Source organism: Kitasatospora sp. NPDC088861, assembly GCF_044750105.1.
Classification (GTDB): domain Bacteria; phylum Actinomycetota; class Actinomycetes; order Streptomycetales; family Streptomycetaceae; genus Kitasatospora.
Map to the genome: position 1 here is coordinate 50,690 of NZ_JBIVJF010000003.1, position 22,893 is coordinate 73,582.

Consider the following 22,893-nt stretch of genomic DNA (forward strand, 5'->3'; position numbering starts at 1 on the left):
GACCGGTGCGGGGCCCTTTCGGCGTTTCCCGGTGCCCGGAGGGTCACCGGCGGTTCCCGGCGGACTACTTGGGGACCTCGGCGACCGCGCGCAGGTCGCGGGTGTCGGCGGCGAGCTTGTCCAGGTCCGGCTTGGTGCTCGGGTCGGCCACCGTCATGACCATCACCAGGCCGCTGCTGTCGGCCCAGGAGCAGATGCCCATCGTGGTCCCGGCCTCGCTCTCGCCGCCGACGACCGCGGCGCACTCCATCGCGCCGCCCTTGGGGCCGGCGTCCACCACGTGCCGGTCGCTGAGCTTGCGACCGGTGGACGCCATGCCCTGGAACGCCTGGTCCAGTTCCTGCTTCGGCGCCAGGACCTTGCCGTAGCCCCCGAACACGACCAGCTGAGGCTCCGACTGCGCGTTCTGGTAGAGGGCGCCCACCCCGGTGGGGTTCCAGTTGCCGTCGCCCTTGCCGAAGCTGGAGGTGAGCCCCTTCTCCAGGGTGTCGGCGACCTGGGGGTCGTCGCTCTGGCGCAGGTCCTTGAACGTGGCCGGCAGGACGATCTTCTGGGTGCCCGCGTTGCTGGCGACGTCGTAGACGAAGTAGGCGAGCGTGCCGCCGCCCAGCAGGACGAAGGCGCCGACGACGCCGAGCACGGTCCAGAGCGTCTTGCGGGACTTGCGCGGCGGCACCGGCGGGTAGGCGCCGTACCCCGGGTAGGCACCCGGCTCGCCGACCGGCGGGTAGCCGGGCGGCGGGCTCTGCGGCGGGATGCCGCCGTAGCCCGGCGGGGCCGGCGGGGGCGGCGGTGCGTCGTGTCCCGGCTGCGGCGGGGGGCCGTAGGGGTTCTGCTCGGTCACGCGAGGCCTCTCTGATGGCGATGCCCGGGTGCCGCCCGGCGCGGCCGGTGGCGGCGGGGACGTGGTGCTGACGTGTGGTGACGCGGCGGGGCGGTGCCCGGTTACTTGGCGACGACCATGGCGTCGCGGATCGCCCGGGTCCTGTCCGCGGCCTGGGCCGGGGTGAGGCCCTGGCCGCCGCCGGTCAGGCTGATCTTGCTGAAGGTGATCCGGCCGGTGGTGGACTTGTCCGCCCACACGCAGACGGTGGGCCCGGCCTTGCCCGCGATGACGCCGGCCACGCCGCAGGCGAGCTTTGCCGAGGAGCTGTGGCCGTCCTGCGCCGGGAAGTCCGTCAGCGGCGTGGTCCAGGTCAGCCCGCCGGTGTCCTTCTTCGAGTCGTCGATGATCTGGCCGGGGTCGTTGAGCTCCCCGTAGACGCCGACCACGGAGAGCGTGTCGAGCGCGTCGGAGCCCTTGCTGTAGCTGGCCGCCAGCACGGTGAGGTTCTTGCCGAACTTCGCCGCCTCGGGCTTGGCCGGGTCGACGGCCTCCTCCTTGGCCGACTTCTGGGTGTAGCCGTCCGGCAGCGACTGCGGCGCGGAGATCTTGTACTGGCCGCCCTGGTCGTCGCCGAGGAACTTCCACGCGGCGAAGCCGCCGCCGCCCAGCACCAGCGCGCCCACGACCAGGCCGACCACCAGGCCGGTCCGGCCCGTCTTCGGCGGCGGCGGGTAGCCCGGCTGGCCGTACGGGGCCTGCGGCGGGTAGCCGTACGGGGGCTGCGGGGCGCCGTACGGCTGCTGCGGGGCACCGTAGGGCGGCTGGGGAGCGCCGTAGGGCTGGCCGTCCTGCGGCGGGTAGCCGTACTGGGGCGGCTGCTGCGGGGCGCCGTAGGGCGGCGGTGGCTGCGGCGGGCCGTACGGGGGCTGGCCCCCGTACGGCTGAGGCTGTCCCTGCGGTTGTCCCTGCGGATACTGCTGGCCCTGGCCGTACATCTGCGTCCGTGCTCCCCCGCCGCACCCGCGGCCTGTCGTCGTGTCGTCCCGGGGTCCGTGCGGACACCGGACGAGTGCCCGGGAACGGTACCGTACGGTGTCCGCCACCGAGCCGATCGGGCGGGTCGCGTCCGCGCGGCGAAAGCGGTTCGTAACACGTGCCCGCGGTTACGTAAACTGTGCGTCGTGACCGACACGACGAACCAGCACCCCGTGAGCACCTTTGCCGGGGACGAAGCAGCAACTCTCCCGACGACCTACACCCCCGCGGACGTAGAGGGCGAGCTGTACGAGCGCTGGGTAGAGCGTGGCTACTTCACCGCGGACGCCAAGAGCGACAAGCCCCCGTTCACCATCGTCATCCCCCCGCCGAACGTGACCGGGGCCCTGCACCTGGGCCACGCCTTCCAGCACACGCTGATGGACGCCCTGACCCGCCGCAAGCGGATGCAGGGCTTCGAGACGCTCTGGCTGCCGGGCATGGACCACGCGGGCATCGCCACCCAGAACAAGGTGGAGCAGCAGCTCGCCGAGTCGGGCCTGTCCCGCCACGACCTGGGCCGCGAGGCCTTCGTCGAGAAGGTCTGGGAGTGGAAGGAGAACTACGGCGGCCGGATCCTCGGCCAGATGCGCCGCCTGGGCGACGGCGTGGACTGGTCGCGCGAGCGCTTCACCATGGACGAGGGGCTCTCGCAGGCCGTTCAGACCATCTTCAAGCGCCTCTTCGACGACGGCCTGATCTACCGGGCCGAGCGCATCATCAACTGGTGCCCGCGCTGCCTCACCGCCCTGTCCGACATCGAGGTGGAGCACGAGGAGGTCCCCGGCGAGCTGGTCTCGATCCGCTACGGCGAGGGCGAGGACTCGATCGTCGTCGCCACGACCCGGGCCGAGACGATGCTGGGCGACACCGCCGTGGCCGTCCACCCGGACGACGAGCGGTACCGGCACCTGGTCGGCCGGACCATCAAGCTGCCGCTGACCGACCGTGAGATCCCGGTCGTCGCGGACGAGCACGTCGACCCGGAGTTCGGCACCGGCGCCGTCAAGGTGACGCCCGCGCACGACCCCAACGACTTCGCGATCGGACAGCGCCACAACCTGCCCAACCTGAGCATCATGGACGAGCGCGGTGCGATCACCGTGCACGGCCCCTTCCTCGGCCTGGACCGGCTGGAGGCCCGCTCGGCCGTGGTCGGCGCGCTGCGCGAGCAGGGCCGGATCGTCGCCGAGAAGCGCCCGTACATGCACTCGGTCGGCCACTGCTCGCGCTGCCACACCGTGGTCGAGCCGCGGCTGTCGCTCCAGTGGTGGGTCAAGGTCGAGCCGCTGGCGAAGGCCGCCGGCGACGCCGTGCGCGACGGCAAGGTGGAGATCCACCCGAAGGAGCTGGAGCGCCGCTACTTCGACTGGGTCGACAACATGTACGACTGGTGCATCTCGCGCCAGCTGTGGTGGGGCCACCGGATCCCGGTCTGGTACGGCCCGGACGGCGAGGTCGTCTGCGTCGGCCCGGACGAGCAGCCGCCCACCGGCGAGGGCTGGCACCAGGACCCGGACGTCCTGGACACCTGGTTCTCCTCCGGCCTGTGGCCGTTCTCAACGCTCGGCTGGCCGGAGCGGACCCCGGAGCTCGAGAAGTTCTACCCGACCGACGTCCTGGTCACCGGCCACGACATCATCTTCTTCTGGGTCGCCCGGATGATGATGTTCGGCCTGTACGCGATGGACGGCGAGGCGCCGTTCAAGACCGTCGCCCTGACCGGTCTGGTCCGCGACGAGTTCGGCAAGAAGATGTCGAAGTCCTCGGGCACCGCCGTGGACCCGCTGGACTGGATGGACGCCTACGGCGCCGACGCCGTCCGCTTCACCCTGGCCCGCGGCGCCAACCCGGGCGCCGACGTGCCGATCGGCGAGGACTGGGTCAAGGGCTCGCGCAACTTCTGCAACAAGATCTGGAACGCGACCCGCTTCGCGCTGATGAACGGTGCCACCGTCGAGGGCCCGCTGCCCGCGCCGGAGCAGCTCACCGCGGTGGACCGCTGGATCCTGTCGCGACTGAACGCCACCATCGCCGAGGTGGACGCGCTCTACGACGGCTACGAGTTCGCCAAGGCCTCGGACGCGCTCTACCACTTCGCGTGGGACGAGGTCTTCGACTGGTACGTCGAGCTCTCCAAGACCACCCTGGCCAAGGGCGGCCCGCAGGCCGACGCCGCGCGCCGGGTGCTCGGCGAGGTCCTGGACACCACGCTGCGGCTGCTGCACCCGGTGGTCCCGTTCGTCACCGAGGCCCTGTGGACGGCGCTGACCGGCGCCGAGTCGCTGGTGGTCGCCGACTGGCCGACGGACGGCGGGTTCCGTGACACCGCCGCCGAGGCCGAGATCGCCACGCTGCAGCAGGTCGTCACCGAGGTCCGCCGGTTCCGTTCGGACCAGGGCCTGCAGCCCGCGCAGCGCGTCCCGGCGAAGCTGGAGCTGGACGGCACCGTGCTGGCCGTCCACGAGGACGCGATCCGCTCGCTGCTGCGGCTGACCGTCCCCGAGGAGGGCTTCGCGGCCACCGCCTCGCTCCCGGTCGCCGGCGCCACCGTCGCGCTCGACCTCTCCGGCACCATCGACGTCGCGGCGGAGCGCAAGCGCCTCGCCAAGGACCTCGCGGCCGCCGAGAAGGAGAAGGCGCAGACCACGGCCAAGCTCGGCAACGAGGCGTTCCTCGCGAAGGCGCCGGACGAGGTGGTCGCCAAGATCCGGGGCCGTCAGGAGGCCGCCGAGGCCGACATCGCCCGGATCACCGCCCAGCTCGCGGCGCTGCCGCAGGGCTGAGCCCGTACCGGTCCGTGAGGGGCCGCACTCCGCGACGCGCGGGGTGCGGCCCCTCCGGCGTTTCCGGGCGGCTCGGCCGGGCACGGCGGCGGTGTTCTTTTTGCTACGCCTAATAGCCCAGCAACATTGCTCCCTTCCGGCGAATATTCATCCTGGACCGGGTGAGGTCCTATTCCTTCCGAATTCATTCCGGTCTTGCCCGCGCGGGTTCGCGGAAGTTTGCAGGTCGGATGTGTACGGTGTGCACGGAGTTTCTGACGGGTGTTTCTGCTGAGCGTTCCTGCTGAGCCGACGGACGGGAGGGCATGGCGTGGTGGTGACCGAGGAATTGGCCGAAGAACTTCCTGCCGAGGCGGTGGAGGAGGCCAAGGCCAGGGCGGCGACCCTGCTGCTGGCGTTCCGCCACGGCAACCAGCTCGCCTTCGACCACGAGCTGGACCTGCTCCTCGCCGAGCGCGCCGAGCGCGAGGTGACCACCCTGCTCGCCTGGATCGCCGCCGAGGCCGTCCGCAAGGCGTACGCGCCCGAGGTCGGCGACCGGGTACTGCGGGCGATGGCCCGGCGCGCCCCGGCCGACAACGGCGCGGTCGCGGTGGACGAGGAGAGCGCGGACGCCGCCCGGCTGATCGAGGCGGTGGCCGCCGGTGAGGTGGCCGAGGTGCGCGGCCTGGTCGCCTCGACCGCCGACACCACCTTCCTGCTCGGCGGTCTGCTCCAGGGCGTCGCGATGATGCTGCCGCTGCTGCCCGAGGGCGAACTGGCCGAGATCACGGCCGAGTTGCGCCGCCGGCACGGCGGGCCCGCGGCACACGTCCCGGAGGCCCGGGCCGGGGTCTGAACCCCGGTCCGGGCAGGGGGCGTCACGGCATGGCGTGCAGGTGCGCGCCGATGGTGCCCGCGACCGGGTTGCCCGCCTTGGCGTCCCAGTTGGTCGACCAGGTCATCGCCCCGCCGATGCCCGGCCAGGTGGTGTCGGGCTTGTAGCTGCCGCAGTTGGTGCCGGCGGCCAGGCAGTCCAGCGCGTTGTCGACCACGCTCGGGCTGACGTACCCGCCGCCCGCCGCGCTGGTGGAGGCCGGCACGCCGAGCCCCACCTGGTCGGGCCGCAGCCCGCCCTTGAGCTGGATGCAGGCCAGCCCGGTGAGGAAGTCCTCGGTGCCCTGCGAGTAGACGTTGCCGTCGCAGCCGTTCATCGCACCGGAGTTGTAGTACTGCATGTTGACGATGGTGAGGATGTCCTTCACGTTCAGCGCCAGCTTGAAGTACTCCATGCCGGTCGACTGCATGTCGATGGTCTGCGGCGCCATGGTGAGGACGAACCCGCTGCCGCTCTTCGCCGCCAGCGAGTGCAGCGCCTGGCCCAGGTAGGCGGCGTTGACGCCGTTCTCCAGGTCGATGTCGACCCCGTCGAAGCCGTAGCCCTGCATCAGCGCCCACGCGGTGCTCGCGAAGTTGGCCGCCGAGGTCGGGTCGCTCACCGACACCGTGCCGTTCTGCCCGCCGACCGAGAGCACCACCTTCTTGCCGGCCGCCCGCTTGGCCGCGATGTCGGCCTTGAACTGGGCGTCGGTGTAGCCGCCGAGGCGGGAGGAGAGGGCGGGGTCCAGGGTGAAGCCCAGCCCGCCCGGTGTGGTGGTGGCGTCGGCGAAGGAGACCGCGATGATGTCGTAGGCGGCCGGGACGTCGCTGATCCGCTGGACGGTGGCGCCGTTGTCGAAGTTCTGCCAGTAGCCGGTCAGGATGTGCTTGGGCAGGCCGGGAGGCTTGCCGGTCGAGGTGGCGGTCGGGCTTGCGGTGCCGGTGTCCGTGGGGGAGGGGCTGCCGGTGCCGGTGGGGCTCGGGGACGTGGTGGCGGTCGGGCTCTGGGAGGGCTGCGGTCCGCCCGGGCCGATCAGCGAGACGTCGTCGGCGAGGAAGGCGGGCTGCCCGTACCAGCCGTGCAGGTAGACGGTGACGCTGGTGGTGCGCGGGCCGGTGGTGAAGCCGGTGCTCAGCTGGGCCCAGCCGGTGGAGTTCGTCCAGGTGCCGGGGTCGGTGCCGCCGGTGCCGCGGGCGCCCAGGTAGACGTACGAGCCCTGGACCCAGGAGCTCAGCGTGTACGTCGAGGAGGGCTGCACGGCGACGGTCTGGGTGCACTCGCCGGTGTCGCCCGAGCCCGGGGTGGACTGCAGGGCGTAGCGGCCGGAGTGCACGGTCGCGCTCTGGACGGCGCCGTTGCCGCAGGACCAGCCGGACAGGGTGCCGGTCTCGAAGCCGCCGTTGGTGATCAGGTCGGGGTCGGCGGCCTGGGCGCCGGTGCCGGTGGCGAGGGCGAGCCCGCTCAGGCCGAGGGCGATGGCGCAGGCCCCGGCGAGCAGGGCGTGGACGGCGCGTGGGCGCCGGTGTCGGGCAGGTGGCATGACTCCATCTCCTGTGGGGGAGGCCCGGCGGCGCGCCTGGGTGGTGGGGGTGGAGCGCCGTCCGGGGTGTCGATGGTGCGCGTGCGGGAGCTACCGACAACTCAAGTCCCTGTCGGGGGAGGAGACTTGACTCACAAGGTGGAGTAGACCAATCCGGCTGTCAAGAGGGCGCTAGGCGGCCGACGGCCGTGCCCTGGAGTCGGCTGCTCCGGGCTCGGCCGGCTCGGCGACCGCGGCGGTGAGCGCGGCGATCCGCGCCGAGGCCAGGCCGTCGCCGTACGGGCTCGGGGTGGCCGCGAGCCGGGCGAGCCGCTCGGGGGTGTCGGCCAGCCAGGTCCGGGCCAGCGCGCCCAGGTCCTCGTCGGGGCCCACCAGCGCGGCGAAGCCCGCCGCCACCGCCTCCGGACGCTCGGTGGAGCGGCGCACCACCAGCAGCGGGCGGCCGAGCACGGTGCACTCCTCCTGCACGCCGCCGGAGTCGGAGACCAGTAGCGCGGCGTGGCTCGCCAGGCCCAGGAAGTCGGCGTACCCGACCGGCCCGGTGACGGCCAGGTGCTCCAGCAGGGCGTCCAGCGCGAAGCGCTCGACGGCGGCCCGGGTACGCGGATGCATCGGGAACAGCACCGGGGTGCCCGCCCGGGCGATCCGGTCCAGTTCGGCCAGCACGGCGCCCAGTGCCTCGGCGGTGTCGGTGTTCTCCGGGCGGTGCACGGTGGCCAGCACGTAGCCGTCCGGGCGCAGCCCGTGCGCGGCGAGCAGCGCGGCGCGGTCGGCCGCGGCCGGCAGCTGGCGGCGGACCACCTCGACGACGGTGTTGCCGGTGAGCGCGATCCGCTCCTCGGCGAGGGCCTCGGCCCGCAGGTTGGCGACGTTGTCCCCGGTGGCGGCGCAGAGCAGGTCGGAGACGTGGTCGACCATCACCCGGTTGTGCTCCTCGGGCATCGCCCGGTCGAAGCTGCGCAGCCCGGCCTCGACGTGCACCAGCGGGATCTCCCGGGCGTTGGCGGCCAGCGCCCCGGCGAGGGTGGCGTTGGTGTCGCCCTGGACGACCACGGCGGCGGGGCGGTCCTCGGCGAAGGCGGCGTCCAACTGGCCGAGGGACTGGGCGATCTGGCCGGCCCGGGGGCGCCCGCCGACGCCGGTGAGCAGTTCGGGGCGGGGCAGGTCGAGGTCGCGCAGGAAGCGGCCGGACATCGCCTCGTCCCAGTGCTGGCCGGTGTGCACCAGGCGGGTGGCGTCGCCGAGTTCGTGGATCAGCGGGGCGAGCTTGACCAGTTCGGGGCGGGTGCCGAGGACGACGGCGACGCTGGCGGGGGGAAGGCACATGCTCATGGGGAGGCTCCGAGGGGGTGGGGCTGCTCAGGGCTCGGGCGCGGGGCTCGGGCGCGGGGCTCGGGCGCGGGGCTCGGGACCGAGGCTCAGGACTCGAGGGCGGTGGGGGCGCCGAGGGCGACCTTCTCGGCGTTGCGCCGGGTCTTGGCCCAGCCGTTGCGGCCGAGCAGCATCCGGGCGGCGGCCCGGGTGGCGACCACGAAGAGGTGGTAGGCGTAGAGCCAGATCAGGACGCCCCAGAGCAGCCCGGTGAGCCGGCCGCGGTCGGGGTGGACGAGCCGGCGGTAGGCGAAGCCCCAGAGCATCATCGGCAGGGTGGCGACCGCGAAGGCGAGCAGCATCCACGGGCCGAACCTGACGTGGAAGTCGGCGGTTTCGGCGGGGAAGAGCACCAGCCCGGCCGCGGTGATCCCGAGCGAGAGCGGGAACAGCAGGACCAGCAGGACGCAGACGACGGGCTGGAGGAAGGTGTACAGCACCTCGGCCTTGCCGGACCAGGTGTAGAAGGGGGAGCGCAGCACCCGGCCGGTGTAGCGCAGGCACTGCATGTTGCCCTGGGCCCAGCGGGTGCGCTGGGTGAGGAAGCGGCGCAGCGAGATCAGGCCCTCCTGGGAGACCTGGGTCTCGGTGACGTGGGTGAGGCGCCAGCCGGCCAGGCGCAGGTCGAGGCCGGACTCGTAGTCCTCCAGCAGGGCGCGCTCGGGCCAGGGGCGGCCGGCCCGGCCCTCCTCGGCGGTGAGCGAGTCGAGGGCGGTGAGGCGGACGAACTGGCCGTTCCCGCCGAGGCCGACGCTGCCGGTGCGGCGGCGCAGCAGCTGCATGCCGGCGTTGTTGGCCTGGAACTCGACGTCCTGCATCCGGACCAGGGCGCGGGCGAACGCGTTGGCGGCGCGGCCTCGGCCGGGCAGCGGGAGTTCGTCGTCGGCGTTGCGCATCCGCACGCCGATCTGGACGGCGCCGGTGTCGGGGCGGCCGAGTGCCTTGTCGTTGCAGACCTGGGGGAGGGTGCCGGGGTCGAGCCGTCCGTCGGCGTCGACGACGCCGATCACCACGCGGGAGCGGTCGGTGCCCTCGGGCAGCCAGGCGGTGATCTCGCGGTAGGCGGCGTTGAGGGCGGCGCCCTTGCCGATCCGGGCGTGCGGGCGGCGGCGCTGGACGAGGTGGACGCGGTCGTCGTGGGCCGCGGCGGCGAGGACGAGGTCGCGGGTGGCGTCCTCGCTGTCGTCGTCGATCACCCACAGGTGGGCCTCGGGTGCGTTCTCGCGTAGGCCGGCCAGGGTCTGGGTGACCACGGCCTCCTCGTCGCGGCAGGGGATCACCAGGTGCCACTGGAAGGCGGCCGGGTCGCCGGGCTCGGCGGGCCGGTTGTGCCGGAAGGCGTGCCGGGAGCCGGCCCAGTACAGGAGGAAGCGTCCGAAGACGAAGGCCATGTAGCCGACGAGCGCCAGTGAGACCAGTCCGGCGAACCAGACGACGGCGTCCTGGCGGAGCACGATCCAGTCGTGCAGGGCGTCGGGCATGGCGTGGTACTCCTCATGATCAAAGGCGGTGCGGCTCCAGGGGGTGCGAATCGATGCTTCATTGCGGTTCAAACTCGCCAAAGAGATAGTAAAGGGGGCAAATTGGAAACCCCGACCAAAGTGGTCGTTCTCACCCCGTGAGGACGGCCCGCCAACCCTCCGTAGACTGTGGTCGTGAGTGACAAGGCCGACCCGAACCCGTACACCCTCCGTCCCGCCGACGGCGACACCGACGACACCCTGCGCGATGTCGAGGTGGAGCTCTCCAAGCGCTGGCCGGAGAACAAGCTGGAGCCCTCGCTCGACCGGATCGAGGCGCTGATGGACATCCTGGGCCAGCCCCAGCGGTCCTTCCCCTCCATCCACATCACCGGGACCAACGGCAAGACCTCCACCGCCCGGATGATCGAGCAGCTGCTCAACACCTTCGAACTGCGCACGGGCCGCTACACCAGCCCGCACGTGGAGAGCGTCACCGAGCGGATCACCCTGGACGGCGCCCCGATCACCCCCGAGCGCTTCGTCGAGGTCTACCGCGACGTCGAGCCCTACGTGCAGATGGTCGACGCGGCGCAGCCGGTGCCGATGTCCTTCTTCGAGGTGCTGACCGGCATGGCCTACGCCGCCTTCGCCGATGCCCCGGTGGACGTCGCCGTGGTCGAGGTCGGCATGGGCGGTTCCTGGGACGCCACCAACGTCATCGACGCCGCCGTCGCCGTGATCACCCCGATCGGGCTGGACCACACCGACAAGCTCGGCGAGACCACCGGCGAGATCGCGGTCGAGAAGTCCGGGATCGTCAAGTCCGGAGCCGTCGCCGTCGTCGCCCAGCAGCAGCTGGACGCCGCCCAGAACATCCTGCGTCGCGCCGTCGAGGTCGACGCCACGGTGGCCCGCGAGGGCATGGAGTTCGGCGTGATCCGCCGTGAGCTCGGCGTCGGCGGCCAGCTGGTGACGCTGCGCGGGCTCGGCGGCGAGGAGTACGAGGACGTCTTCATCCCGCTGCACGGCGAGCACCAGGCGCACAACGCGGTGCTGGCGCTGGCCGCGGTCGAGGCCTTCTTCGGCGTCGGCGGCGCCCGAGGCGGGCAGCTCGACGTGGACAAGGTCCGCCAGGCCTTCTCCGGCGTCTCCTCGCCCGGCCGCCTGGAGGTCGTCCGCCGCAGCCCCACGATCGTCCTGGACGCCGCGCACAACCCGCACGGCGCCCGCGCCACCGTCGCCGCCCTGGGCGAGTCCTTCGGCTTCACCCGGCTCGTCGGCGTGATCGGCACCTCCGGGGACAAGGACGTGGCCGGCGTGCTGGAGGCCTTCGAGCCGATCCTCGCCGAGGTCGTCATCACCCAGAACTCCACCCACCGCGCGATGGACGTCGACGAGTTGGCGGCGCTGGCCGTCGACATCTTCGGCGAGGACCGCGTCCAGGTCGAGCCCCGGCTCGACGACGCCATCGCGGCCGCCGTCACCCTCGCCGAGGAGGAGGGCGACCTCGGCGGCGCCGGGGTGCTGGTCACCGGTTCGGTCATCACGGTGGGCGAGGCCCGCCTGCTGCTCGGGAGGAAGTGACATGAGGACCCTCTGCTCCTCGACCCTGATCGGCGAGGCGCTCCTGGCCATGTTCGCCGCGCTGGTCGCGATGCAGCTGTCCAGCGTCTCCACGGCCACGATCTGGATCGTCACCGGGATCGTCATGGCGCTCTGCATCGCGCTCTGCGGCATGATCAACCGCCCTGGTGCGGTGGCCGTCGGCTGGGCGCTGCAGATCGGACTGATCGCCAGCGGCTTCATCCTGCCGACCATGTTCGGCCTCGGTGTGGTCTTCGCCGGCCTGTGGTGGTGCTCGGTGCACTACGGCCGCAAGGTGGACGAGTTCAAGGCCGCCCGGGCCGCCGCCGAGGCGGCCGCCGTACCGGTCTAGGGCCCGGACCGGCGGGCCGACACGCCGCACACGCAAGGTAATCTCTGCCGTGTCGGCTCCCGCCCGTCGGCCCGACTGCCTTGCCGTACCGAATCCCCAGGAGACGCACCGTGTCCCAGCGCACTCTCGTCCTGCTCAAGCCCGACGCCGTCCAGCGTGGCCTGGCCGGCGAGATCATCAGCCGCATCGAGCGCAAGGCCGGCTGGCGGCTCACCGCCGTCGAGCTGCGCACCTTCGACCGGGCGACGCTGGAGCAGCACTACGCGGAGCACGTCGGCCGCCCGTTCTACGAGCCGCTGCTGGAGTTCATGACCTCCGGCCCGTCGATCGCGCTGATCGTCGAGGGCGAGGAGGTCGTCCGCGGCATCCGGATGCTGGCCGGTGCGACCAACCCGCTGGAGGCCGGGGCCGGCACCATCCGCGGCGACTACGCGACGATCACCCGCGAGAACCTGATCCACGCCTCGGACTCCCCGGAGTCGGCCGAGCGCGAGATCAAGATCTTCTTCCCGGCGCACGCCTGAGTCCAGCCGGGCGACACGCCCGAGGGACCTTGGCACTGCCCCGGTCGGGACCATTGGCCCGGCCGGGGCACTTTTATCGTGAAATAAGCAACCAGTGGCGCCGACACGGCGTCCCAATGCCCGGAGAAGCGAACACGCTCCGGACAATGGACGGTATGCCCCGCATCGACGTCCGTACCGCGCCGCGTGACTACGATGGACGCGACTCAAGGGCCCGGTAAGGCAGCTCAGCTGGCTCCGCCCGAGCGTGGGCGCGCTCTCGTCCCACCCCCATGAACTCCGAGCCCGGGAAGGCAACCACACCCCATGGCGAGCAACCTGTCGTTCATCGGCCGCGACTTGGCGATCGACCTTGGAACTGCCAACACGCTGGTGTACGTCAGGGGCAAGGGGATCGTCCTCAACGAGCCGTCCGTCGTCGCGGTGAACACCAACACCGGCGGCATCCTGGCGGTCGGTGCCGAGGCGAAGAAGATGATCGGCCGGACGCCGGGCAACATCGTCGCCATCCGCCCGCTCAAGGACGGCGTGATCGCCGACTTCGAGATCACCGAGCGGATGCTCCGCTACTTCATCCTCAAGATCCACCGCCGCCGCTACCTCGCCCGTCCCCGGGTCGTGGTCTGCGTGCCCTCCGGCATCACCGGGGTCGAGCGCCGCGCCGTGATCGAGGCCTCCTCGCAGGCCGGCGCCCGCCAGGTGCACATCATCGAGGAGCCGATGGCCGCCGCCATCGGCGCCGGGCTGCCCGTCCACGAGGCCACCGGCAACATGGTCGTCGACATCGGCGGCGGCACCACCGAGGTCGCGGTCATCTCCCTCGGCGGCATCGTCACCGCCCAGTCCATCCGGGTCGCCGGCGACGAGCTGGACAACGCGATCGTCCAGCACATCAAGAAGGAGTACTCGCTGCTCCTCGGCGAGCGCAGCGCCGAGCAGATCAAGATGAGCATCGGCAGCGCCTTCGGCCTGGAGGGCGAGAAGGACGAGCACGCCGAGATCCGCGGCCGCGACCTGGTCAGCGGCCTGCCCAAGACCGTGGTCATCTCCGCCGCCGAGGTCCGCGAGGCCATCGACGAGCCGGTCAACTCGATCATCGACGCCGTGAAGACCACCCTCGACCAGTGCCCGCCCGAGCTGGCCGGCGACGTGATGGACCGCGGCATCGTGCTCACCGGCGGCGGCGCCCTGCTGCGCGGCCTCGACGAGCGGCTGCGCCGCGAGACCGGCATGCCGATCCACATCGCCGAGAACCCGCTCGACTCGGTCGCGCTCGGCTCCGGCAAGTGCGTCGAGGAGTTCGAGGCGCTCCAGCAGGTACTGGACGCCTCCCCGCGCCGTTAGCACCACCGAGACATCCGACACTCAACTGAACGGGCTGCCGCCCGGGCCCCACAGCCCGGGCGGCCGACCAGGTACGAAGGGGCAGTACCAGCACCGTGAGGGACACACGAGAGAGCCGGCTGCTGCTCATCCTGCTGGTGGCCGTCGCCTTCGCACTCGTCACCGTGGACATCAAGGGCGGTGAGAGCTCCCCCCTCGGCGGTGCCCGACACGCCGCCGCCAGCGTCCTCGGTCCGGTCGAGCGCGGCGCCGCCACCGTCGTCGACCCGGTCGCCGACACCGTCCGGGCCTTCCGCGACGCCGCGTCCAACAACGGCCGCACCGACCAGCTCGCCCGCGAGAACACCGAACTGCGGCAGAAGCTCGCCTCCTCCGACATGGCCACCGGGCGCACCAAGCAGCTCGACGACCTGCTGCGCACCGCCGGCGCCGGCGGCTACACCGTCAAGGCCGCCCAGGTCATCGCGATCGGCCCGGCCCAGGGCTTCTCCTGGACCATCACCATCGACGCCGGCAGCGACGACGGCCTCACCCGCGACATGACGGTGATCAACGGTCAGGGCCTGGTCGGCCGGATCACCACCGTCGCCCCGACCACCGCCACCGTGCTGCTCGCCTCCGACCCCGGCTTCTCGGCCGGCACCCGGCTGGAGGCCAGCGGCGAGATCGGCTTCGCCTCCGGCGGCGGCACCAGCCCGATGAAGGTCTCGCTGCTCAACGGCAAGGCCCAGGTCAAGGCCGGCGACCGGCTGGTCACCTTCGGCTCGCAGAGCGGCCGCCCGTTCGTGCCCGGCGTGCCGGTCGGCAAGGTCGTCGAGGTCGAGGCCACCCCGGGCCAGCTGACCAAGACCATCCTGGTCGAGCCCTTCGTCCAGTTCACCCGGCTGGACCTGGTCGGCGTGGTGGTCGTGCCGCCGCGCGCCGACCCGCGCGACGCCGTCCTGCCGCCGGCCCCCGCCCAGGGACAGGCCGCCCCGGCCGCGCCCGCCGCCCCGCCCGCCAAGCCCACTGGGGGGAACTGAGCCATGCGCCTCGCCCGCATCCCCGTCTCCGCCGGCCTGATCCTGCTCGGCCTGATCCTCCAGGTCAGCGTCTTCGGCCGGCTCCAGCTCCCGGGGGCCACCCCGGACATACTGCTGCTCGTCGTGGTCGGCCTGGCCCTGGTCTACGGGCCGTCCGGCGGCTGCGTGGTCGGCTTCTCGGCCGGCCTGCTCGCCGACCTCGCGCCGCCCTCCGACCACGCGATCGGCCGCTACGCGCTGGTGCTGTGCCTGATGGGCTACGCCGCCGGGCTGCTGCGCCCGGACCACGGCCGCCAGCGGTCGGTGTCCAGCGCGCTGATGGTGGTGGCCGCCGCGGCGGTCGCCTCCACCCTGCTGTACGCGATGGTCGGCGCCCTGGTCGGCGACACCGCGGCCCGGCACGTCGGCCTCGGCGGCCTGGTGGTCAGCGCCCTGCTGTACGACGTGCTGCTGGCGCCGTTCGTGGTGCCGCTGGTGATGCTGGTCGGCCGCCGCTTCGGGCGCGACCCGGTGACCGCGGCCACCGATGACGACGAGGGCGGCTCCGGTCTGGGCACGCTGGCCCGCTACCGCACCACGCGCGAGGCCTCGGCCGGCCCGTCCTACAAGAAGCGGCGCATGCCCGGCTTCGCCCGGCGCCCGTAACCGGCCCGGCCCCCGACCTCCCGACTTCCCGCATCCTGGAGCGCACGAGACGTGAGCAACATCCCCGAGACCGGCCGTACCCGGCGGGTGACGATCCGTCTGGTGGTGCTGCAGATCCTGGTCCTGTCGCTGCTCGCCACTCTCGGCGGGCGGCTGTGGTACCTGCAGATCCGCAACGCCAGCGTCTACACCGCCAAGGCGACCGGCAACCACATCCGTGAGGTGGTCGAACCGGCCGTCCGCGGCGAGATCCTGGACGCCTCCGGGCGGATCCTGGCCGGCAACGAGGCCCGGCTGGTGGTCTCGGTCAGCCGCACCTCGCTGTTGCAGCAGAAGGACGGCGGCAAGGCGGTGCTCGGCCGGCTGGCCGAGGTGCTGGGGATGCCCGCCAAGGACGTGCAGGAGAAGACCCGGCTCTGCGACGCCAAGACCCCGCAGCCCTGCTGGAACGGCTCGCCCTACCAGCCGATCCCGGTCACCAAGGAGGCGACCACCCAGCAGGCGATGCAGATAATGGAACGCCGCGAGGACTTCCCCGGGGTCACCGCGCAGCCCACCGCCGTGCGCCGCTACACCGGCGCCGAGGGCGCCAACATGGCCCAGGTGCTCGGCTACCTCTCGCCGGTCACCGACGAGGAGGTCGGCAAGACCGCCTCCAAGTCCGGCCTGGACCGCTACCTGCCGGCCGACCAGATCGGCCGGGCCGGCCTGGAGTCGGTGTACGACCGCGACCTGCGCGGCACCGCCGGCATCACCCAACTGGAGGTGGACAACCTCGGCCGGGTGATCGGCACCGCCGGCACCGCCGCCCCGCAGACCGGCAACAACCTGGTCACCAGCATCGACGCCCGGGTGCAGAAGGTGGTCGAGGACAACCTGGCGCAGGCCATGGCCGACGCCCGGAAGACCTTCGACAAGGTCACCAACCGCAACTACGAGGCCGACTCCGGCGCCGCCGTGGTGATGGACGTCCACACCGGTCGGATCGTCGCGATGGCCAGCGCGCCGACCTACGACCCCAACCTCTGGGTGGGCGGCATCACCGGCAAGGACTACCAGTCGCTGACCAGCAAGGACTCCAACTTCCCGCTGCTGAACCGGGCCATACAGGGTCAGTCCGCCCCCGGCTCGACCTTCAAGGTCGTCTCCACCACCGCCGCCGTGGAGGCCGGCTACTCGCTGGACGGGACGTACGCGTGCCCGAAGAGCATGACCATCGGCGGCCGCGAGTTCAAGAACTTCGAGAGCGAGAACTTCGGCTCCATCTCCCTGGAGAAGGCGCTGGAGGTCTCCTGCGACACCGTCTTCTACGGCCTGGCGTACGACCAGTGGATGAAGGACGGCGGCATCAAGCCGAAGAAGGAGCCGGGCGACTGGTTCTTCAAGACCGCCCACCAGTTCGGCCTCGGCGCCAAGACCGGCATCGACCTGCCCAGCGAGGTCACCGGCCGGGTGCCGGACCGGCAGTGGAAGCAGTCCTTCTACGACAACAACAAGGACGCCTGGTGCGCGCAGGCGCAGAAGGGCGGCACCAGCTTCTCCGACCAGATCGCCAAGGAGAACTGCGTCGACGGCTACCAGATGCGCGCCGGTGACGCCGTCAACTTCGCGATCGGCCAGGGCGACACGCTCGTCACCCCGGTCCAGATGGCCCGGATCTACTCGGCGCTGGCCAACGGCGGCACCTTCTACCGGCCGACCGTCGCCAAGGCGGTGATAAGCCCGAGCGGGGACCTCGTCCGCGAGATCGCCCCGCACGAGGACGGCAAGTTCCCCGGCTCCCAGAAGCTGCTGAGCTACATCGACCAGGCCACCGCGGGCGTCATCACCGGCGGTACCGCCGCCTGGAAGTTCTCCGGCGCCGGCTGGCCGCAGAACAAGATCGAGCTGCACGCCAAGACCGGCACCGCCGAGGTCGAGGGCAAGCAGACCACCTCCTGGCTGACCACGTACAGCAAGGACTACGCGGTCGTCATGACGATAAGCCAGGGCGGCACCGGCTCCGGCGGCTCCGGCGACGCCGTCCGTCGGATCTACCAGGCGCTGTACGGCGTCGACGACAAGGGCAACATCGACAACGGCAAGGCGCTGCTGCCCGCGCCGCAGGCCGAACTGCCGAAGTTCAACCCGGACGGCACCGCGATCGTCAAGCCGGCGGCCTACACCGGCGACACCGCCAACACCGTCGACCCGGCGCAGGCCGTCGCGGGCCCGGGCCTCCTGGCGGCGCCGGACCAGGCGCAGGGTGTGCCCGGACCGGCGCCGGCCTTCCTGGAACAGGTGCCGGGCGAGCCCGCCCCGGCCTCGGCCTTCCTGGACCCGGCGCAGCCGAACGACCGGCCCGCCCCGGGCACCGCGGCCGAGGCCGCACTCGAACCGAACCGCGGCCCGGGAAGGGGGCGGGCATGACCTCCTACGGCTCCTACCGGCAGCTGCGGCTGAGCCCGCAGCGCAGCGGGGTCTCCAAGGCCCTGGCCAAGGACTCGCCGCTGTGGCGGCTGGACTGGATACTGCTGCTCGCCGCGCTGGCCCTGTCGCTCGGCAGCTCCCTGCTGGTCTGGTCGGCCACCCGCGGCCGGGACTCGCTCACCCACGGCGACCCGCAGTACTTCCTGTACCGGCACCTGACCAACCTGGTCGTCGGGCTGGTGCTGTGCTCGGTGGTGATAGGGATAGGGAGCCGGCGCTTCCGCACCCTCGTGCCGTTCCTGTACATCGGCGTGATCCTGATGCTGCTCGCCACGCTCAGCCCGCTGGGCTCGACCATCAACGGCGCGCACTCCTGGATCCAGCTGGGCGGCGGCTTCTCCATCCAGCCCGCCGAGTTCGCGAAGCTGGCGATCGTGCTGGCGATGGCGGTCGTGCTGTCCGACCAGGTGGACGCGGGGGAGCGGGAGTACCCCTCGCACCGGGCGGTGTTCCGCGGCCTGGTCTGGGCCTTCCTGCCGATGTGCGTCGTGCTGCTGATGCCGGACGCCGGCTCGGTGATGGTGATGGCCGCGATCGTGCTGGGCATCCTGCTCGGCTCGGGGGCGGCCAACCGCTGGGTGCTCGGGCTGCTGGTGGCGGGCACCGGCGGGTGCGTGGCGATCTGGAAGCTCGGGGTGCTGAGCAAGTACCAGATCGACCGCTTCGCGGCCTTCGCCAACCCGCAGCTGGACCCCTCCGGCGTCGGCTACAACACCGCGCAGGCCCGGATCGCGATCGGCTCGGGCGGGCTGACCGGCAAGGGGCTGTTCCACGGGACGCAGACCACCGGGCAGTTCGTGCCGGAGCAGCAGACCGACTTCGTGTTCACGGTGGCCGGTGAGGAGCTGGGCTTCGTCGGGGCGCTGGCGATCATCCTGCTGGTCGGCGTGGTGCTGTGGCGGGCCTGCCGGATCGCCCGGCAGGCGACCGACCTGTACGGGACGATCGTGGCCGCGGGGATCATCGCCTGGTTCTCCTTCCAGGCCTTCGAGAACATCGGGATGTGCCTGGGCATCATGCCGGTGGCGGGCATCCCGCTGCCGTTCGTCTCCTACGGGGGGTCGTCGATGTTCGCGGTCTGGATCGCGATCGGGCTGCTCCAGGCGGTCCGCAGCCAGCGGCCGATAGCGGCCTGAGCCGACTGTCCGTCCGCGCGTCCGTCTGCGCGTCCGTCCGTCGAGGGTCGGCCCGGGAATCTCTCGGGTCGGCCCTCGGTGGTTTTCAACTGGGCTCTGTGGGTGGGTGGTTGCTGCCCGGTTGTGGCGGACCTCGGCCCCGGTCAGAGCAGGCGGTCGGCGGCGGTGAGTGCCGCGCGGACCTGGTGGGCCAGCTGCTCCTGGACCGGCACCCAGCGGGCGCCGAAGCGGTGGTGAAGCAGGCCCAGGCCCTCGGTGACGATGTCGCGGGCCCGGCCCCGGGCCGCCTCCACGGTCGGACCGCCGGTGTCCGCCAGCAGCCGCAGCACCGTCGACGCCACCCGCAGCGGGATCCGGGCCGCTACGATCTCGGCGGTGGTCACCCGGGACACCGTGAGCGGCTCGGCGCACCAGCGGGCCAGCCACTCCTCCGCCACCGACGGGCAGAACTCCAGGGTGAACCCGGCCGCGCGCATCAGCGCGCCGTGCGCCGCCCGGGTGTGCGCGGGCACGTGGGCCAGCAGCCCGGAGAGCTCCTCGGCGCGCTCGCGCAGCGTCCGGGCCGCGGCGCCGACCGCCCGGTCCGCCGCCGGGTGCGGACGGCCGTCGCCGACCGCGTCCACGGCCCACATCGGCACCTCCAGCACGGCCGTCACCCCGCCGTGACGGCCGGCGTACGACCAGGTGGACAGCTCCGGCTCGTCCGGCAGCGCCCGTGACCGGCCCGCGCCGTCCGCCGAGGGCATCAGATAGGTGCCGGGGAAGGGGCTGGCCCAGCCGACCGCGTCGAAGGGGTCGACGTCCAGCGGGATGCCGGCCCTGCGCACCGAGGCGGCGAAGAGCTCGGGCAGCCCGGGCACCGGAGCGGTCAGCTGGATGAAGGCGCCGCCGAAGTCCACCCCGTGCATCGAGCACTGCAGGAACGGGCGCAGCTCGTCGATCAGGCCGGTCAGCGCCAGGCTCTCCGGCATCGGGGGCCGGCCCGCGTCGGCGGCCGGCAGCAGTTCGGGCTGCTCCTCGAACGAGGGGCGGAAGAAGTGCTCGTAGTGCCGGCGCACGGTGAGCGGCCCGTCCAGCCAGCCCGCGTTGAGCGCGGCGCCGTCCGGGTCCAGGCAGAGCAGCAGGTGCCAGGACAGGCCGGGCCGGGTGGGGCGCGCCAGCAGCACCTCGGCCAGCCGCAGGGCGCCGGCTGTGCCGATCGGCTCGTTGGGGTGCGGGCCGCCGACGACCAGCACCGCGCGCGGGCCCCGGTCGACGGACAGCAGCAGCAGCGGGCGCCCGGCCCGCGAGCGGCCCACCTCGCGCAGCCGGCACCGCTCCGGGTGGCGCAGCGCGAGCCGCCGGGCCGCGGCCTCGGCCTGGGCCGGCGCGGGGTAGCGGGCGGCCCGGCTGCCGAGGGGCCGGGGCGGGCGAACCCGCCGGTCGGTGTCGGTCATGGCTCTCCTAGGGCGTGGCCGCGTGGCCGCGCGGCCGCCTGGCTTGTCGGGCCGCCGGGGCGCGCGGGGGCGCCGACGGACGCGACCTGCGGGGCCGGGGGGCGGGGCCCTGCGCGCCGGGGACGGGTCGCCGGGGGAGTCGGCGAGGGTTGAGCGTACGGCCCAACTCCCTTGTCCGGAAGGGGTGCAGAGGTCTCTGGCGGGGCCCTGTCAGTACCGCATGGGTGGTCCGGGCATGTCAACGGCGGACGGCGCCGGGCGGCGGGCGCGCACTGCGTGTGCCGGGGCGGGCCGGGGAGGGGCGGCCGCGCCGGAGCGCGGGCGGGTGCCCGGGCCGGGCGTCGGTGAGCCCGGGGGTGAGCCAGCGGGCCTTTCCCCGGATTGGGCTACCCTTGAGGGTCACCCCTCCCCGCCGTCGCCTGCCGATGCGCGCGGCACCGAATCACGTCGTAAGGGTTCCTAGTACATGACTGTCGAATCGGTCTTCCCACGCCTGGAGGCCCTCCTCCCGCACGTCCAGAAGCCGATCCAGTACGTCGGCGGCGAGCTCAACTCGACCGTCAAGGACTGGGACGCCTGCGACGTCCGCTGGGCGCTGATGTACCCCGACGCCTACGAGGTCGGCCTGCCCAACCAGGGCGTCATGATCCTCTACGAGGTGCTCAACGAGCGCGAGGGCGTGCTCGCCGAGCGCACCTACAGCGTCTGGCCGGACCTCGAAGCGCTGATGCGCGAGCACGACGTCCCGCAGTTCACCGTGGACGCGCACCGCCCGGTGAAGGCCTTCGACGTGTTCGGCCTGTCGTTCTCCACCGAGCTCGGCTACACCAACATGCTGACCGCGCTCGACCTGGCCGGCATCCCGCTGGAGGCCAAGGACCGCACCGACGAGGACCCGATCGTCCTGGCCGGCGGCCACGCCGCGTTCAACCCCGAGCCGATCGCGGACTTCATCGACTGCGCGGTGGTCGGCGACGGCGAGCAGGCCGTGCTCGACATCACCGAGCTCGTCCGCGGCTGGAAGGCCGAGGGCCGCCCGGGTGGACGCGACGAGCTGCTGCTGCGCCTCGCCCGTACCGGCGGGGTGTACGTGCCGAAGTTCTACGACGTGGAGTACCTGGCCGACGGCCGGATCGGGCGCGTCGTGCCGAACGCCCCGGGCGTGCCGTGGCGGGTGTCCAAGCACACCGTGATGGACCTCGACGAGTGGCCCTACCCGAAGCAGCCGCTCGTCCCGCTCGCGGAGACCGTGCACGAGCGGATGTCCGTGGAGATCTTCCGCGGCTGCACCCGCGGCTGCCGCTTCTGCCAGGCCGGCATGATCACGCGCCCCGTGCGGGAGCGAAGCATCACCGGCATCGGCGAGATGGTGGAGCGCGGGCTGAAGGCGACCGGTTTCGAGGAAGTGGGCCTGCTGTCGCTGTCCAGCGCCGACCACACCGAGATCGGGGACATCGCCAAGGGCCTGGCCGACCGCTACAGCGACGACAAGATCGGCCTGTCGCTGCCGTCCACCCGCGTCGACGCCTTCAACATCGACCTCGCCAACGAGCTGTCCCGCAACGGCCGCCGCTCGGGCCTCACCTTCGCCCCCGAGGGCGGCAGCGAGCGCATGCGCAAGGTGATCAACAAGATGGTGTCGGAGGAGGACCTGATCCGCACCGTCGCCACCGCCTACGGCAACGGCTGGCGCCAGGTGAAGCTGTACTTCATGTGCGGCCTGCCCACCGAGACCGACGAGGACGTGCTCCAGATCGGCGCGATGGCGAAGAACGTCATCCAGAAGGGCCGCGAGGTCACCGGCCAGAACGACATCCGCTGCACCGTCTCCATCGGCGGGTTCGTGCCCAAGCCGCACACCCCGTTCCAGTGGGCCCCGCAGCTGTCCGCCGAGGCCACCGATGCCCGGCTGGCCAAGCTGCGCGACTCGATCCGCGGCGACCGCAAGTACGGCAAGAACATCGGCTACCGCTACCACGACGGCAAGCCCGGCATCGTCGAGGGCCTGCTGTCCCGCGGTGACCGCCGCATCGGCGCCGTCATCCGCGCCGTCTACGAGGACGGCGGCCGCTTCGACGGCTGGCGCGAGCACTTCTCCTACGACCGCTGGATGGCCTCCGCCGAGAAGGGCCTGGCCGGCACCGGCGTCGACGTCGACTGGTACACCACCCGCGAGCGCACCTACGAGGAGGTGCTGCCCTGGGACCACCTGGACAGCGGCCTCGACAAGGACTGGCTCTGGGAGGACTGGCAGGACGCCCTGGAGGAGGTCGAGGTCGACGACTGCCGTTGGACCCCGTGCTTCGATTGCGGCGTGTGCCCGCAGATGGACCTCAAGATCCAGATCGGTCCCACCGGGAAGAAGCTGCTGCCGCTGGCCGTGGTCAACGGGGCTGACCCGCAGGGCTAGTTGATGGCGCGGGTGGCGCGGATCGAGTGGGTCCGGGCCGCGTGACGTGCTCGAAGTGACGGATGGAGCCCTCCCCGGGAATCGGGGAGGG

Annotated in this window: 17 protein-coding genes; 11 read left to right on the plus strand and 6 right to left on the minus strand. The window is 72.2% G+C overall.

The window, feature by feature from the left end; translation table 11 throughout:
- Positions 1–64 precede the first annotated feature (64 nt).
- Both ACIP37_RS07030 and ACIP37_RS07035 read right to left on the minus strand, forming a co-directional pair.
- Entirely contained in the window at positions 65–844 is a 780-nt protein-coding gene (locus ACIP37_RS07030) for a hypothetical protein (protein WP_400805341.1), read from the minus strand.
- Positions 845–945: 101 nt separating this feature from the next.
- Positions 946–1,821 carry a hypothetical protein gene (locus ACIP37_RS07035; protein WP_400805343.1) on the minus strand — a complete coding sequence of 292 codons (876 nt, stop codon included), beginning with the start codon at positions 1,819–1,821 and terminating at the stop codon, positions 946–948.
- A gap of 186 nt (positions 1,822–2,007) precedes the next feature.
- On the opposite strand from ACIP37_RS07035, the gene ACIP37_RS07040 reads away from it, so the two are divergent.
- Both ACIP37_RS07040 and ACIP37_RS07045 read left to right on the plus strand, forming a co-directional pair.
- Positions 2,008–4,647, plus strand: a complete 2,640-nt coding sequence (locus ACIP37_RS07040; RefSeq protein ID WP_363369869.1) for a valine--tRNA ligase — start codon at positions 2,008–2,010, stop codon at positions 4,645–4,647.
- A 316-nt stretch (positions 4,648–4,963) separates the two neighbouring features.
- Positions 4,964–5,485 (plus strand): hypothetical protein, encoded by a 522-nt coding sequence (locus ACIP37_RS07045; protein WP_363586429.1) that lies wholly within the window; start codon positions 4,964–4,966, stop codon positions 5,483–5,485.
- Positions 5,486–5,507: 22 nt separating this feature from the next.
- Here the strand turns inward: ACIP37_RS07045 and ACIP37_RS07050 are convergent, their stop codons facing one another.
- From ACIP37_RS07050 to ACIP37_RS07060, 3 genes are all read right to left on the minus strand, one after another.
- A complete protein-coding gene (locus ACIP37_RS07050; RefSeq protein WP_400805345.1) occupies positions 5,508–7,046 on the minus strand; it encodes a chitinase in 1,539 nt (512 codons plus the stop codon).
- Positions 7,047–7,217: 171 nt separating this feature from the next.
- Positions 7,218–8,378, minus strand: coding sequence for a non-hydrolyzing UDP-N-acetylglucosamine 2-epimerase (wecB, locus tag ACIP37_RS07055; protein WP_400805347.1), 1,161 nt, complete (start codon positions 8,376–8,378; stop codon positions 7,218–7,220).
- An 86-nt stretch (positions 8,379–8,464) separates the two neighbouring features.
- Positions 8,465–9,898, minus strand: a complete 1,434-nt coding sequence (locus tag ACIP37_RS07060; RefSeq protein WP_400805349.1) for a glycosyltransferase — start codon at positions 9,896–9,898, stop codon at positions 8,465–8,467.
- Between the two features lie 174 nt (positions 9,899–10,072).
- On the opposite strand from ACIP37_RS07060, the gene ACIP37_RS07065 reads away from it, so the two are divergent.
- From ACIP37_RS07065 to rodA, 8 genes are all read left to right on the plus strand, one after another.
- The gene (locus ACIP37_RS07065; protein ID WP_363586425.1) at positions 10,073–11,464 is read left to right on the plus strand and encodes a folylpolyglutamate synthase/dihydrofolate synthase family protein; all 1,392 of its coding nucleotides are present in this window, start codon (positions 10,073–10,075) and stop codon (positions 11,462–11,464) included.
- A gap of 1 nt (position 11,465) precedes the next feature.
- A complete protein-coding gene (locus ACIP37_RS07070; RefSeq protein ID WP_063347563.1) occupies positions 11,466–11,816 on the plus strand; it encodes a DUF4233 domain-containing protein in 351 nt (116 codons plus the stop codon).
- A 110-nt stretch (positions 11,817–11,926) separates the two neighbouring features.
- The gene (ndk, locus tag ACIP37_RS07075) at positions 11,927–12,340 is read left to right on the plus strand and encodes a nucleoside-diphosphate kinase (protein WP_063347562.1); all 414 of its coding nucleotides are present in this window, start codon (positions 11,927–11,929) and stop codon (positions 12,338–12,340) included.
- 318 nt (positions 12,341–12,658) lie between these two features.
- Positions 12,659–13,684 carry a rod shape-determining protein gene (locus ACIP37_RS07080; RefSeq protein ID WP_031076009.1) on the plus strand — a complete coding sequence of 342 codons (1,026 nt, stop codon included), beginning with the start codon at positions 12,659–12,661 and terminating at the stop codon, positions 13,682–13,684.
- Between the two features lie 95 nt (positions 13,685–13,779).
- Entirely contained in the window at positions 13,780–14,706 is a 927-nt protein-coding gene (gene mreC / locus ACIP37_RS07085) for a rod shape-determining protein MreC (protein ID WP_363586424.1), read from the plus strand.
- A gap of 3 nt (positions 14,707–14,709) precedes the next feature.
- Complete coding sequence (gene mreD, locus ACIP37_RS07090; RefSeq protein WP_363586423.1) at positions 14,710–15,351, plus strand: rod shape-determining protein MreD; 642 nt, start codon at positions 14,710–14,712, stop codon at positions 15,349–15,351.
- A 51-nt stretch (positions 15,352–15,402) separates the two neighbouring features.
- Complete coding sequence (mrdA, locus tag ACIP37_RS07095; protein ID WP_400805352.1) at positions 15,403–17,760, plus strand: penicillin-binding protein 2; 2,358 nt, start codon at positions 15,403–15,405, stop codon at positions 17,758–17,760.
- Positions 17,757–18,956 (plus strand): rod shape-determining protein RodA, encoded by a 1,200-nt coding sequence (gene rodA / locus ACIP37_RS07100; protein ID WP_363586421.1) that lies wholly within the window; start codon positions 17,757–17,759, stop codon positions 18,954–18,956. The genes mrdA and rodA overlap by 4 nt, the downstream gene beginning before the upstream one ends.
- 143 nt (positions 18,957–19,099) lie before the next feature.
- Here rodA and ACIP37_RS07105 read toward each other — a convergent pair whose 3' ends face one another.
- Positions 19,100–20,392 carry a M14 family zinc carboxypeptidase gene (locus tag ACIP37_RS07105; RefSeq protein WP_400805354.1) on the minus strand — a complete coding sequence of 431 codons (1,293 nt, stop codon included), beginning with the start codon at positions 20,390–20,392 and terminating at the stop codon, positions 19,100–19,102.
- A gap of 466 nt (positions 20,393–20,858) precedes the next feature.
- Here ACIP37_RS07105 and ACIP37_RS07110 point away from each other — a divergent pair, with 466 nt between their 5' ends.
- Entirely contained in the window at positions 20,859–22,802 is a 1,944-nt protein-coding gene (locus tag ACIP37_RS07110; RefSeq protein ID WP_363586419.1) for a TIGR03960 family B12-binding radical SAM protein, read from the plus strand.
- Positions 22,803–22,893 lie beyond the last annotated feature (91 nt).